Source organism: Metabacillus sp. KUDC1714 (assembly GCF_014217835.1).
GTDB lineage: Bacteria > Bacillota > Bacilli > Bacillales > Bacillaceae > Metabacillus > Metabacillus rhizosphaerae.
The window spans coordinates 2,362,166-2,376,192 of record NZ_CP055263.1 but is presented as its reverse complement, the minus strand read 5'-3'; the positions used below and the strand labels follow the sequence as shown (position 1 = coordinate 2,376,192).

Here is a 14,027-nt window from a genome sequence, read left to right as displayed (position 1 = left end):
TTAAGATCTCTAAGTTCACCCATAGTTGCAACCAGTTTTTTGTAATGAAAAGCTGTCTAGTTTTAGAATATAGGAAAAATCACTATCTAATTATTATGTTTTTTCCAATAATCATAGATAGCTTCTTTGAAAATTTCAGTTAAATCCGCGTTCTTTTGCTTTTTTATCCATTCAACTTGAACGATTGGTAGCTTCATTTTTAAGATTACTTTTTCATCGGGCATTTCATATTTTCTTATCTCCTCAAGTGTGATGCCCTCTTCTATGTTTGGAAACATTAAATGATCTTCGTTAACCATTAAGAAATCCTGATATTCTTCAATCTCATTCAGTTCACAATATAAATTAAGCCGAGGTAATCCTCCAGACAAGTCTTGTAAATGCATAATTGTATTTATCACTCTACCATCTAGTAATTCTATCTCTAAAATTAAATTTTCTTCATGTCTATATTTATTTACAACAACCTCACTCACGATTATACCCAATTCCAAAGTATGTCCCGTACTATTCTCAAAGATATATATTGCACTATTAAAAACATGGATACTCTCTCCATCTATTTTTACTGATTTAACTTCAACCATTAAATACTCTCCCTTCACGAATTATTTCGACAAAAAAGAGCATTTACCCTGCCAATTATGGACGGATATGTATTAATGAAAGAAAGATACACCAGTTACATACTATTTCGTATGAATTTTACAAGCAATGTTAGGAATTAGAATAAAGATTGCTGTCCCAAGGAATAGACAAAAGACCCGGTTTTTTTCGCAAAAACCGAGTCAAGAATTAATAATGTGTTGCGTGATACACTCCACATACACTATTTCTCTAGAATGTTCTTACTTATGTTATTACTCTTCAAAGAGAAAATACCCCTTCCTGCTTTTCTACCAATTCAATCTCAAACCCTAAATCGCTTAACATCTTATGATCCTGATTAGACTCCTGCCCTTGAGTAGTTAGATAGTTTCCTAAGAAAACACTATTAGCGGCATATAAACCTAAAGGCTGTAAGCTGCCTAAGTTAACCTCCCGTCCCCCAGAAATGCGGATTTCCTTAGTAGGATTGATATAACGAAATAATGCTAGCACCTTTAAACAATATCTAGGATTTAATTCATTTACACCCTCTAGCTTTGTTCCGTCGATTGCGTGTAAGAAGTTTATCGGTATTGAATCAGCATCAAGTTGGCGAAGGGCACGGGCAATGTCGATTACATCTTCCTTCGTTTCCTTCATTCCAATTATGGCTCCTGAACACGGTGAAATGCCATGTTTTTTGGCAATTTCAACTGTATTTACCCTGTCCTTATAAGTGTGTGAGGTTGTAATATAGGAATGATGGCGCTCAGAAGTGTTTAAGTTATGATTGTAACGATCTACTCCTGCTTGTTTTAATTGAGCTGCTTGCTCTTCCTTTAGGATCCCTAAGCAAGCGCACACTTTCAGACCATATTTATCCTTAATTTCTTCGACTGCTTCACTTACCACATTCACGTCTTTTCTAGTAGGTCCTCTACCACTAGCAACGATACAATATGTACCTACTTTATTTTCAAACGCTATCTTTGCACCTTCTAAAATTTCTTCTTTCGTAATAAATGGGTATTTTTCAATTTCGGCAGTAGAAATTGAAGATTGTGAACAATATCCGCAGTCTTCCGGACAATAGCCACTCTTAGCATTGATGATCATATTTAATTTAACTTTCTTTCCAAAATAGTGCTTGCGAATATGGAAAGCACCGTTTAACAAAAGTAGTAATTCATCGTCATCACAATTCAATATGCTAATTGCTTCTTGATCACTAATGACTTTTCCCTCAACAACCTCTTGCGCTAACTGTAACCAATTCACAATATCCTCTCCTTTTGTATATTTATTTTATTACTCGTGCGAACGCTAGAGAATGTTTTATATAATCTCATCGTAAGTAATCCGCTAATGATTGCGATAAAAATATCACCGGCAATACTATATAGAAAACCAACCATGATTACATGTGACCAGCTGCTCTCAACATCCATCCATGTATTAAGCGCAATGTATAGGTAGGTTACACCAAATAAGTAAACGACTATGAGTCCAGCAAGGTTGGCCAAAACAAATTGATACGTTTTTGGATTAGTTATACGTTCTGTTATCCAACCCACTACAAACGCTCCGGCAATAAAGCCAATTAAATACCCAAATGTAGGTTGCAGAACGTAGCCAATCCCACCTCCTTGTGTAAAGACAGGGACTCCCGCTAGACCAATCGCGACATAAACAAGTTGACTTTGCATACCTCTTTTACTTCCTAATAAAGCCCCTGCTAAAAAGACAAACAGAACTTGTAGAGTAAAGGGAACATAGGGTAATGGAATTTTAATAAATGCTCCAATTGCTGTTAAAGATGCGAACAAAGATGCTACTGCTAATGAAATCGTTGAGTTTTTACTCATATTCATGTACCTTCATACAAGCGTGATCATGTTCAAAATATTCCTCTATCGCTTCATTTGTTGTATCAATCACCATTTTGATTTCCTCCTTCGTAATCACATATGGAGGCATAAAATAAAGGATGTTTCCTAATGGCCGCAAGAGTAATCCTTTTTTTAACGCGATTTGGTAAATTTTATAGCCAATTCGTTCTCCACTAGGAAAGGGTTCTTTTGTTTCTTTGTTTTTTACTAATTCAATTGCACCTACCATACCCGTTTGTCTATATTCGCCAACATATGGATGGTGATCAAATCTTTTAGAAGCTAACTCTTTCATGTATGTACTTTTAACATGAATCTCATCTATGTAATGTTCATCTTCAAAAATATGTAACACCTCTAGTGCTACTCGGCAGGCTAAAGGGTTGCCTGTGTAACTATGAGAGTGTAAGAATGCTTTCATCGTTTCATAATCATCATAAAATGCATCGTAAACATCGTCTGTCGTTAAGACAGCAGACAATGGTAAATAACCGCCTGTTAACCCTTTGGATAAACACATGAAATCGGGTGTAATACCAGCTTGCTCGCAAGCAAACATAGTTCCCGTTCGACCAAATCCTACTGCCACTTCATCTGCGATAAGGTGAACATCATATTGCAAGCATAGCTCCTTTAACTTCTTTAAATAAGTAGGAGGATACATTTTCATACCTGCTGCTGCTTGTATTAATGGCTCAATAATAATAGCGGTTAACTCTTCATGATGCGTCTTGAATTTTTCTTCGACATAGGACATACACTGTGTGCAACAGCTATCTGGTCTTTCGTTAAATGGACATCTAAAGCAATCTGGCCCTTGTGCTCTAACAGTATCTAGCAGTAGTGGCTGAAAGACTTCGTTATATAAACCTACTCCTCCGACAGATAGTGCTCCAAGGGTTTCACCATGATAAGCATCTGTTAAAGCTAGGAAACGCTTTTTTTGTGGTTTGTTTTTTTGCATATGGTATTGAAAGCTCATTTTTAAAGCAACTTCTATCGCAGATGATCCATTATCCGCAAAGAATACTTTTGTTAGACCATCCGGAGTTACTTCTACCAATTTTTCCGCTAAAAAAATACCTGGCTCATGAGTAAAGTTTGCAAATATCACATGCTCTAACTGAAAAGCTTGATTGGCTAAGGCGGTACTAATTCGTTCATTTGCATGCCCGAATAAATTCACCCACCAAGAAGAAATTGCATCTATGTATTGCTTTCCATTTTCATCATACAAATAAATACCCTTCCCGCTTTTTATCACGATAGGAGGAAAATCTTCATAATCCTTCATCTGAGAACAGGGATGCCAAACATGGTTTAAATCTCTTTTTTGTAAGCTTGAAATGGTTGGAATCATATACTTAACAACCTTTCGAAAAACTTCGTGTTTTCTATCTGGAGATCTTTTAAGTCTGATAGATGTTCTAGTTTTGGCATGACAAGAGAAGGTAAACGTGTGAATTGATGAATGGCTTTCATATTTTCAATCTCAAGCTTTGCACCCCCATAACCATTAAATACAATACCTGCAATTGGAATAGCTCTATTATTAAGCGCTTCAATTGATAGTAATGTATGATTGATGGTACCTAATTCAGTACGAGTGACAAGTACTACCGGTAGTTGTGATTCTTTAATCAACTGAAGTAAATGATAGTTCCTTTGTGCATCTAATGGAACATACAATCCACCTGCCCCTTCACATATCACAAAGTCATACATAGACTTTAAATCCTCTATATGCTGAAGAATGACTTCCTCATCAATACTTTCGCCTTCTAACATCGCAGCATAATGAGGTGAGGCAGGTTCTCTAAAGGAATAACTATTCAAATGCGCTTCTACTAATCTTTCTTCACTAAGAGCTTGATAGAATTGTGTATCACCATAATAAGACTTCAAATCATCTTCAATAATTCCTGTTTGAACAGGCTTATACGGTGTGGCCTTTCCCTTCTTTTGAAAGTAAAGCAAAAAATATGTAGTGACCAATGTTTTTCCGACCCCTGTATCTGTTCCTATTACCCAAAAAGATTTTTTCATAAGCTCCCCTCATATGTTAACCTTAATATACAATAAGTTAACATATAAACTGTGATTTTGGGAAGATTTTGAATACAATAATTTTAATCTAGTCTAAAAAATGGCCATAATGAACTAATTAAACATGCCAAGCAAACAACTACATTTGAAATATGGTATGAAGAATATACCTATGCGATTCTTAATTTGTCTGGATATATCCTAGCTGATGTTAAAGTGGTTGCGTTATGTGTCCTGTACGGTCTAATGCTAGGGGAATATCGAAGGGTGCTATTGATCATCTAAAAACAAAGAAAAGGCCCCCTCAAGGACCTTTTGTTGTTCTTTTATAAGTTTGGCGTAAATATTTCCTTTTCTGCATTTACTAGCACTTTAGAAAAATGTCAATTTCATTGAGACAAAGAAACCTCCACTGCTAAACAGTCATTTTCCAACTTGATAATGCTAACCAGTTTTCCTGTTCCTTATAATCAGGGATTATTCTTCCAACAAGACGCCAAAAGGATCTATCATGATTTAGATGGACCATATGGCACATTTCGTGAACGACTACGTAATCGATCACCCTTTGAGGTGCCATTGCCAACCTCCAATTAAAGGTTAACTGTAGCTTTGAATCACAGGTTCCCCAGGTTCTTTTATTATCAGAAATACGGATAGAACGTGGTTTTATTTTAAAGTTGCTTTGAAAAGACTGAACACTTCTCTCTACTAACGCTTTACACTGCTGATAATAAAATCGTTTTAGGGCTTGTTTTATTTTTTCATCCTCAACTTGCTTCACATAAATATGTAAACTATCCCCTTCAAACACCACATGGTCTTGCTTAATATTTATATCTAGATAGATCTGTATGGGATATGCGTTCCCTAAATAAAGGAAGCTTTCACCATGATCGTAGACCTTAACATTTGGTCCAAGCGCTCTATCCTTCATTTCTTTAGACTTTTGCTGAATCCAATCCCACTTCTCTTCTAATAATTGAAGCACACTTTCAATAGGTGTCCCTTTAGGAGCCTGGACTTCTACATTCCCAAATGGATCTATATAAATGCCCATGGATGTCCGCTTTTTGTATTTTATATCAAAATTAATTTTCTCACCTGAGTGTGTATGTATCATGTAATCACCTAGAGTATCCTAATGATTTATCCCCTATATTTTATAGCCAATCCTTTTAAGAAATTCCTAGCATATCTATCTCCGCACACTTTATAATTCTTATGTCCTTCTTTTCTTAATAAAGCGCTCAATTCACCTTTTGTTATAAAGACTCCTGCTTCTTCTAATAGATCAAGCATATCCTCACTTGTTAATGCTAGTGCTATTTTCAATTTCTTTAGCAATACATTATTGACACTTGCATTATTCTTTATCGACATTGCAGGTCTTTCAGGTTGCCCTGGTTTGGATTCTTGTTTCCCTCTTTTAAATATTATAAGGCCATTTAAAAATGACTCTAACATATAATTATCGCATTTTATATTCTCTTCGTCTTCGTCTATATCACGATCATAGTCAACTTCATCATGGTAACTGTCTTTTGTTTTTACGAGCATCTTAAGCATTTCTTCTTTTGTTAATTCAATTCCACCAAGTTTAAATATCTCTACCATATCTGTATTTTTTATATCTAGAGCATATCTTAATCGAATTAAGATATCATTATTATTCATATCCATCTTTAAACCCTCCAATTTACACAGCAGTCAAAGCATATTCTCCAAAATACTCTAAAACCCAACAGTTATCATGTTAAATAATTTTGTAATTGAAAATATGCCTTAATATTGTATCTCCAACGACGTTAACAATACAAAAAACTACTACTTTTAAGCGAATGCTTATCAAATTAAAAGTTTAACACTTTAAAGACATGTTTTATAGTTTTACCTGAATTAATATTTGTAACACTTATATGAAAAGAACAAAAGCGCAAGCGCCTTGTTCAGCCTCAGGCAAATAAGATGATTTAGAACAGAAGGCGTTCTTTGACCTCAATTCTAAATTAGTAAGATCCTAGAAGGGCTAGGCGCTGGAGCTGGATGTCGTGCGCTTATCCACAGTTCAAGAATTTTATAATTTCCTGAAACAAAGAAAAAGCAGTGTTTTTGATTTCTCAAAAACACTGCCCATGTCTGCTTAAAAGACAGGACAAGCTATCTGTCCATTTGTACCTCAATCCTAATATTTATTTAATCATGTAGATCAACTCTAGGTTTAATAACCTTAAAGCTATCCTCAGTTTCCTCTACTTCATAAATCTTCGCTCGAGATTCAGGTGTACTGAATGGATGATGAAGAATAAGCATCCAAGTACCTTCAAATGTTTTGAACAGCATGCCGTGTCCACTATCACCTTCAACTAACGGATCCAGTTGTTCCCAAGGTCCCGCTAGCTTACCAGACCTTGATCTAGCAATCGTTTGGACATATCCTTCATTGTTATAGCTTGACCAGAGCATAACAAGGTGACCACCTTTTGTTTTATACAATTGACACCCATCAGATACGTAAGCTGAATGCTTCACATTTGGCTTTCGTTCAGTATTGATCCATGGAGCATCCGAAGCTTTAAAAAGATGTTGTGGTTCACCATCTGCTGCAGACAAATCAGATTTAAGTGGAATAGCCTCAAAAGTACCATCTAATACTTGAATCCATTCATGACAATAGACCATCCATGGCTTTCCACCCTCATCCACATATAAGGTTCCGTCTAATGTCATGAAGTTTCTCGGTGGTACTGGCCCATCCGTTTTTAGCAGTTCAAACGGCCCCTCTGGCGAATCAGATACTGCAATGCTTGTACCACGAAGATGATTAGTTTTCCAAACCTCTGGTGGTTCTGCCAGTATCGTATCTCTGTTATGAAGGGTAACGAACAAATAATATTTCCCATCGTATTGGTGAACCTCTGGTGCCCATGTGCCATGCTGTGGATGTGCCCACGTTCCATCAGGAATCTCAAAAACAACATAAGGTCCTTCCCAATCTAGTAAATCTTTACTTTTATAAACTAGTACTCCATTTCTCTCTAGATCTGTTAATTCTGGAATTCCAGTTGTATATAAATAGTAGGTATTTGTTTCTTTATGTGACAAGACAAACGGGTCATGAGCGGGAATATCTCTTAGGGTGTGCCTATCCGTAGGATTAGATGTATCAGACGCATTGTTATATGGCATTTAAGCATCTCCTTACAATTTTTTAAAATAAAACTTTGCGAATGTTTGGATGCATGTTACTTATAAAAAACTCCGGGTACCAATTTGGTTAGATTGGTACCCGAGGGCTTTATGGTTCTGTTTTGGCTTTATTTAACCTTTATTACTATAAATGAACTTTCCAACCCAACAGAAGATGTCTTTAATGTAATGGTCCCAGGCTGATCTGTAGTCCTCACATAAATTAATAATTTCCCGTGGTAGGCCTTTCTGTAGGTTGCTTTATAATTCTGATGGCTAGCAGGGTTACTGCATTCAATTCCTATAATTTCACCTGGCCCCTCAATAACACAATCAATTTGGTTATCTGCATCATAGACAAGATTATTATCTTGATCAAGGATATTTACTTCTACATGTGCTACATCCTGTTTGTCAGCTTTAAGCGTTATTGTATCCGAGTGTAATTGTAATTTAGTAGGCTCACCAGCTGTCTTTAATTCATGTGTGCAACAAATGTTTCCGTTTCTTTTTCCTACTGCCTTTAACGTACCCTCAGAGTATGGAATGTCCCAATAGATCGTTCCACTTGGGAAGTCTTCATATTTTTTGACACCAACTGATTCACCATTTAACAGTAAGTCCACTTCAGGGCAATTTGTACAACAAGCCACCCTTACGATTTCTCCTTCATTTCCTCTCCACTCGCAGTCGACTTCGTGGTCCCAGTAAATTTGTTCAGGATTTTTTTTCTTAATAGAAGTCAAGCCTAAATGGACCATATCTTTTTCTGACCATTGACTTTGTTTAAAGAAGTATAAAGGTTTTTTGAAACCAGCAAGATCAAGCATTCCAGGTGTTGCATGACGAACAGGCCATCCACGGGCTTCTCCCAAATAGTCAATCCCAGTCCAAATAAATTGTCCTGATATGAAGTCATTCTGTTCGACAGCCAACCATGCATCGTGATGCCTTCCGTTTTCACTTCCGTAAATCACTCTATTTGGGTACTTTTTATGGTCTTCAGGATAAAGAAATTCTTGATAGTTATATCCAACCACATCAAGTGCATCTGGAAATTCCGTTTCATTTGACATAATGACACTAGCTAGAGCTGCTGTAACAGGTCGCGATGGATCATATTTCTTAACAACACTCACCAACCTTTTAGCAATATCACCCATTCCCTTTGCTTCAGATTTGTCAGCTTTGTAACGATCTTCGAGGACTGGATGTGAATAAGGGTCATTTGGATAATCAATTTCATTGCCAATACTCCAGAAAACGATTGACGGATGGTTCCTGTCTCTTAAAACCATATCCCTTAAATCGATCTCAGCCCATTCAGTAAAATCGGAAGCATATCCGTCTAGTGATGGTTCTCCTTTATTCCACCCCTCTACCCACTTATTTTTAGGATGTTCCCACTCATCAAATGCTTCATCTTGGACTAAAAACCCATAAGAGTCACACATATCTAGTAGCTCTGGTGCAGGTGGATTATGGCTCATTCTTATCGCATTTACACCAGCTTCTTTTAATAGTTGCAAACGTCTATGCCAGACCTTCTCAGGAACAGCCGCTCCGAGACAACCTGCATCATGATGGATACATACACCTTTCATTTTGATATTCTTCCCATTAAGATAAAATCCCGAGTCTACATCAAAATGAAAAGATCGAATACCAAGTGGAGTAATCTCTAAATCTATTACTTCACCATCTTTTATCACCTTCGTTTCAACACGATATAGATACGGATTTTCCGGTGACCAGAGATTAGGCTGTTCAAGGAAAATAGAATGAGAAAAGTCTTGTTCACCATTTGCTGTAATTGACTCCACAGATGAACAAGTGATTAATTCTTTACCAGTAGCATCTTTTATTTGATGTTCAATTTTGAAATTAGCTTCGTTATTATATTCATTTTTCACAGTTGTTTGAATTTGGATTTCTGCTTCTGATGTTGAAATATTCGGAGTTGTGACAAATATGCCATACGGCTTGATATAGACGTGATCAGTCAAATTAATAAATACATTTCGATAAATACCCGATCCTGGATACCAACGAGAATCAGCAAAATCTGAGTGATCTACCTTCACAGCAATCACATTTTCTTGTGTTTCGAAATTTAAAAATGGGGTTAAGTCATAATGAAATGAGCTGTATCCATAGGGTCTTTTACCAAGATAGTGTTCATTAATCCATACTTCACTATTTTTATAAATTCCGTCGAATTGAATAACTATTTTCTTTCCCTTAATGCTATCAGGTATAATAAATTTCTTCCGATACCAACCAATTCCTCCTGGCAAATACCCTGTTGAACTTGCATATTCCTGCTTAAAAGGACCCTCAATACTCCAATCATGTGGCAAGTCTAATGAACGCCAACCTGAATCATCAAACTGAATTTTAAATGCATCAGGATTATCATCCTTTAAGAATTTCCAATCAAAGTTAAACTTTCTACTTTTAACAGACAAATTCCATTCTTGAGTTATGACATTTACCATATCCAGCATACACCCCTTATTTATTAATAGTACGAATTAGAAGAATGATAGGTAAAGGGCTATCATTATGTTGATAGCCCTCTTTTCACAAGGTAAGATAGTAAAAGTTTTTGTACTTAGTTTTGGTGTCTAGCTCCAGCGCCTAGCCCCTCGAGATCATAAGCCACAAATGAATCGAAGACAAAGAACGTCTTCTATTCATTTGCGTCTTATGCTTGTCGGGGCTGATCAAGGCGCCCTGAGCTTTTCTAACTTACATGTAATCTCTGATTAATTTCCTTCTACAAGCTTTTTATATTCATCCATTTGCTTTTGGATTTCTTTTAAAACCTTCTCATAACCTGCTGCTTCTAATCTATTACGTAAATCTTTAACAGCCTTTTCTGGATCGCCTGCTTTACCGAATGCAATCGCTGGTACCATTTGTGCAGTCACTTGTGATAGAGCAGCAAGTTCAGCTTCTACAGGAGTACTATCAAAAACAAATCTGCCATATGGATACGGCTTCTTAATTTTATCGTACTCCGCGTACATCTCAGAAACCCCTTCCCATTTGTCAGAGCTTGGGATTTCGAACTTGTCTACACGACCACCCCAGAAGTTACTAGCGAATGAATCTTTTGTCTCATCATACCCTTCAGGACGAACACGTTTACCGTCTGCAATCTCGTATTGGACTCCTTCAATACCGTAGTTAAATAATTTGTAAATTTCCTCATCGTTACGAAGTAGATCGTATACCATTAAGGCACGCTCTGGGTTTTCACTATGAGCTCCAACAGCAGTAGCACCGTGAGTAACTGACATAGAAATTAAGTTGTCACGTGTATCAGACCAAGCAAACATATCGATTTCTGAGCCTGGTTGCTTCAAGTCCATTTGTGTACGTAAGCCTGAGAATGTTTCCGTATGATGCTGGTCAGCACCTGTCTTTCCTGCCTGGAATAAAGCTCGAGTGTCTCCTTTATAGTTTAATACGTCAGCACGCCAGTAGCCTTTATCTGCCCAATCCTTCATAAGCTTTGCATAATCTACAAAAGTATCCTCGAACACAGGACTCATAACGTTATACGCTTCATCATAAGATTGAGCCCAGTAAATTGGAAATACTCCTGTAGCGATTGGAAGTTCAATCGCATCTGAATAAGAAGTTGTATACCCCCACGCTGTTGTAACGTTTGTTCCTGGTGTATCCCAAGGAATCACACCCGGCTTATTATCGACGATACCTTGGAAGTATTCACCTAATGTTTCAAAATCCTTAATAGGTTCAGTGATTCCAAACTCTTTTGCCCAATCTGTGCGATAGAAAAAGCCGTGGTTAACCCATTGAGTATAAGAGTCCTCAGGAATCATGACAATTTTGTCCTCGTATTTTGTTTGCTCCCAATTTTCTTCGGAAACTTCTCCCCATGTCTGTGGTGCATATGTTGGTAGAAGTTCAGTGATATCCATGAATGCGCCTTTTTGTGCATTTCCCCAAGCGTCTAGCCAGTCAGTTGCTGTGATAATTAAATCAACAGGTTCACCAGAAGCTAGTGTTAAATTATACTTTGTCATATAATCCGCCCATTCAATCCATTTTATTTCAAGATGAGCGTTTGTTTTTTCTTTTAATTTTGCATTTACTTGTTCCATTACTTTTTCTAATTGTCCATTGGTCGGTTTATCTCCCAACGCCATCATGGTAATTGTGACAAATTCAGAAGTATCAATTTCCCCATTTTCGTTTACCTTTGTACTTGGATCTGATTTAGAGTTTTCGGAACTTGTTTTGCTGGATCCATTGCAGGCCACAAGAGTAAATGACAACAACATAACTAAGAATAGTACCAAAAACTTTCTCATCTTCAACATTTTACTTCCTCCCCTTTATCTGTTTTCATTCCTTACATCTATGAAACAAGGAAGATTCCTCACTCATATTCCATTAGCCCTTAACTGCTCCAATTGTAATCCCTTGAATAAAGTACTTTTGTATAAATGGATAAAATAGAATAACCGGACCAGTAGCCACAACGGCTGTTGCCATTTTCATGGTTTCCAATGGTATTTCTTGTGGTGCTACATTGGAAGCCGCAGCCGAGTTTCTTATGAAATCAGCACTTGTGATAACGTTATAAAGAAACAACTGCAACGGTCTATAGTCCATATTAGGTGAAAGGAAAAGCATTGAATTATACCATTCATTCCAATACCCTAAGGCAATGAATAGTCCTATTGTCGCCAAGGCTGGAGTAGACATTGGTAGAATTAATCTTAAAAAGATCGTGAAATCTCCCGCACCATCCATCTTCGCCGATTCAGTAATCTCATATGGAATTGACTTTGTAAATGCCTTCATCATAATGATTAGAAAAGGACTCAACAAACCTGGTAGCAGTACGGCTAGGTAATTATCTTTAAGATCGAGATACTGCGTGACTAAAAGATAAAACGGGACAAGTCCACCTGAAAAAAGTGTTGTAAAGTAGATATAAAATGATATTTTATTACGATACAAGAAGTCAGAACGTTGTAAGGCATAACCTGTCATCGCTACAATAAATAAACCTAGCGCAGTCCCAACAATCGTAATCCCCATTGTTACCATATATGATCCAATAACAAGTTTTGGATTCCTAAAAACAATTTCATAAGCAAATGTAGAGAACTCCTTCGGCCATAAAGCAAATCCGCTTTCCATAATCGCCTTCTCAGATGATAAGGAAGACGACACAATTAGGACAAAGGGCAATAAACAACATAGAGCAAAAAGACCAATAAAACCATATCCAATAATACGAACAATAATAGTAGAAAAATCTATATTCCGTCTGGCTGTATTTTCCATAAATACGTCCCTCCTTTAAAACAATGAATTTTCTGGTGAAACCTTTTTAACAATCCAGTTAGCGATAATGACAATAAGGAATCCAAAAACAGATTGGTATAAACTTACCGCACTACCTAATGAAAAGTTAAAATTCGTCATTAATGTTCGGAACACGTAGGTTTCAATAATATCTGTGGTTGGATAGAGCATTGTATTATTAGCACCCACTAGGTTATAAAACAAACCAAAATTTCCTTTTAATACTCCACCTAAAGAGAACAGTAGTAAAATGATAAAGGTTGGCTTAAGCCAAGGAATGATGATATGTCTAATACGCTGGAAAGCATTGGCCCCATCGATTTCCGCTGCTTCCAAAATGGATTTATCAAGACCCATGATCGCTGCAAAATAGACGATCGATCCATAACCTGTTGATTGCCATAGGAAAGTAATGACAATAATATAAGGCCAAATCGCCGGATTAGAATAGGTCTGTACCGGATCCATGCCAATCATTTTTAAAAATGAATTAAGTACACCATAATCGTAACTAAGTATGTTATAGGCTAATAGTCCAATAAGAACTGCAGAAATAAAATGTGGAAGAAACATAATTGTTTGTGATACCTTTTTGAACCATTTACTTGTCAGTTCGTTCAGCATGATGGCTACAGCAATTTGCAGGAAATTTCCTAGAACGATGAAAGCAAGATTATAAGCAATCGTATTAAATGTTAGCTTCCATAAATCACCTGTCATCACCAAAAACCGAAAATTATCAAGCCCTACGAAAGCGCTATCAAAAATTCCAAGTGAATAATCATAGTTTACAAATGCAAGATATAGTCCCGGCATTGGTAGATAAGCAAATATTGCAAAGAAAATAATTGCAGGCATACACATAAGAAGAAGGGTTCGATTCTTCCACATTCTTTTAAATACAGACAATTTAGCTTGTTTTTCAATAATAGGTGTCTGTGATTGCACTGTAACGGTTTTCAT

The 14,027-nt window shown here is 36.7% G+C and carries 12 protein-coding genes; all 12 read right to left on the bottom strand.

Features of this window, described 5'->3' with window-relative positions:
* Positions 1–86: 86 nt before the first annotated feature.
* Complete coding sequence (locus tag HUW50_RS11280) at positions 87–587, bottom strand: hypothetical protein (protein ID WP_066327829.1); 501 nt, start codon at positions 585–587, stop codon at positions 87–89.
* A 280-nt stretch (positions 588–867) separates the two neighbouring features.
* The gene (bioB, locus tag HUW50_RS11275) at positions 868–1,866 is read right to left on the bottom strand and encodes a biotin synthase BioB (RefSeq protein ID WP_066327826.1); all 999 of its coding nucleotides are present in this window, start codon (positions 1,864–1,866) and stop codon (positions 868–870) included.
* Positions 1,863–2,453 carry a biotin transporter BioY gene (locus tag HUW50_RS11270; RefSeq protein ID WP_066327823.1) on the bottom strand — a complete coding sequence of 197 codons (591 nt, stop codon included), beginning with the start codon at positions 2,451–2,453 and terminating at the stop codon, positions 1,863–1,865. The genes bioB and HUW50_RS11270 overlap by 4 nt, the downstream gene beginning before the upstream one ends.
* Complete coding sequence (gene bioA / locus HUW50_RS11265) at positions 2,446–3,837, bottom strand: adenosylmethionine--8-amino-7-oxononanoate transaminase (RefSeq protein ID WP_066327821.1); 1,392 nt, start codon at positions 3,835–3,837, stop codon at positions 2,446–2,448. The genes HUW50_RS11270 and bioA overlap by 8 nt, the downstream gene beginning before the upstream one ends.
* On the bottom strand, positions 3,834–4,523 hold the full coding sequence (gene bioD / locus HUW50_RS11260; RefSeq protein ID WP_066327818.1) for a dethiobiotin synthase: 690 nt from the start codon (positions 4,521–4,523) through the stop codon (positions 3,834–3,836). Before bioD ends, bioA begins: the two co-directional genes overlap by 4 nt.
* A gap of 415 nt (positions 4,524–4,938) precedes the next feature.
* Complete coding sequence (locus HUW50_RS11255) at positions 4,939–5,646, bottom strand: M48 family metallopeptidase (RefSeq protein ID WP_185653914.1); 708 nt, start codon at positions 5,644–5,646, stop codon at positions 4,939–4,941.
* 26 nt (positions 5,647–5,672) lie between these two features.
* Positions 5,673–6,206, bottom strand: a complete 534-nt coding sequence (locus HUW50_RS11250) for a YehS family protein (RefSeq protein ID WP_066327806.1) — start codon at positions 6,204–6,206, stop codon at positions 5,673–5,675.
* Between the two features lie 513 nt (positions 6,207–6,719).
* On the bottom strand, positions 6,720–7,712 hold the full coding sequence (locus HUW50_RS11245) for a glycoside hydrolase family 43 protein (protein ID WP_066327794.1): 993 nt from the start codon (positions 7,710–7,712) through the stop codon (positions 6,720–6,722).
* A gap of 128 nt (positions 7,713–7,840) precedes the next feature.
* Positions 7,841–10,210, bottom strand: coding sequence for a glycoside hydrolase family 2 TIM barrel-domain containing protein (locus HUW50_RS11240; protein ID WP_066327790.1), 2,370 nt, complete (start codon positions 10,208–10,210; stop codon positions 7,841–7,843).
* Between the two features lie 270 nt (positions 10,211–10,480).
* Positions 10,481–12,067: an extracellular solute-binding protein gene (locus HUW50_RS11235; RefSeq protein WP_185653913.1), complete on the bottom strand. Its 1,587-nt coding sequence runs from the start codon at positions 12,065–12,067 to the stop codon at positions 10,481–10,483.
* 73 nt (positions 12,068–12,140) lie between these two features.
* On the bottom strand, positions 12,141–13,043 hold the full coding sequence (locus tag HUW50_RS11230) for a carbohydrate ABC transporter permease (protein ID WP_185653912.1): 903 nt from the start codon (positions 13,041–13,043) through the stop codon (positions 12,141–12,143).
* A 15-nt stretch (positions 13,044–13,058) separates the two neighbouring features.
* Positions 13,059–13,955 (bottom strand): ABC transporter permease, encoded by an 897-nt coding sequence (locus HUW50_RS11225; RefSeq protein ID WP_396652629.1) that lies wholly within the window; start codon positions 13,953–13,955, stop codon positions 13,059–13,061.
* Positions 13,956–14,027 lie beyond the last annotated feature (72 nt).

Coding starts and splice junctions, on each gene's coding strand:
- HUW50_RS11280 (WP_066327829.1), bottom strand. CDS start 587: ATGGTTGAAGTTAAATCAGTAAAAATAGATGGAGAGAGTATCCATGTT.
- HUW50_RS11270 (WP_066327823.1), bottom strand. CDS start 2,453: ATGAGTAAAAACTCAACGATTTCATTAGCAGTAGCATCTTTGTTCGCA.
- bioA (WP_066327821.1), bottom strand. CDS start 3,837: ATGATTCCAACCATTTCAAGCTTACAAAAAAGAGATTTAAACCATGTT.
- bioD (WP_066327818.1), bottom strand. CDS start 4,523: ATGAAAAAATCTTTTTGGGTAATAGGAACAGATACAGGGGTCGGAAAA.
- HUW50_RS11255 (WP_185653914.1), bottom strand. CDS start 5,646: ATGATACATACACACTCAGGTGAGAAAATTAATTTTGATATAAAATAC.
- HUW50_RS11250 (WP_066327806.1), bottom strand. CDS start 6,206: ATGGATATGAATAATAATGATATCTTAATTCGATTAAGATATGCTCTA.
- HUW50_RS11245 (WP_066327794.1), bottom strand. CDS start 7,712: ATGCCATATAACAATGCGTCTGATACATCTAATCCTACGGATAGGCAC.
- HUW50_RS11240 (WP_066327790.1), bottom strand. CDS start 10,210: ATGGTAAATGTCATAACTCAAGAATGGAATTTGTCTGTTAAAAGTAGA.
- HUW50_RS11235 (WP_185653913.1), bottom strand. CDS start 12,067: ATGTTGAAGATGAGAAAGTTTTTGGTACTATTCTTAGTTATGTTGTTG.
- HUW50_RS11230 (WP_185653912.1), bottom strand. CDS start 13,043: ATGGAAAATACAGCCAGACGGAATATAGATTTTTCTACTATTATTGTT.
- HUW50_RS11225 (WP_396652629.1), bottom strand. CDS start 13,955: ATGTGGAAGAATCGAACCCTTCTTCTTATGTGTATGCCTGCAATTATT.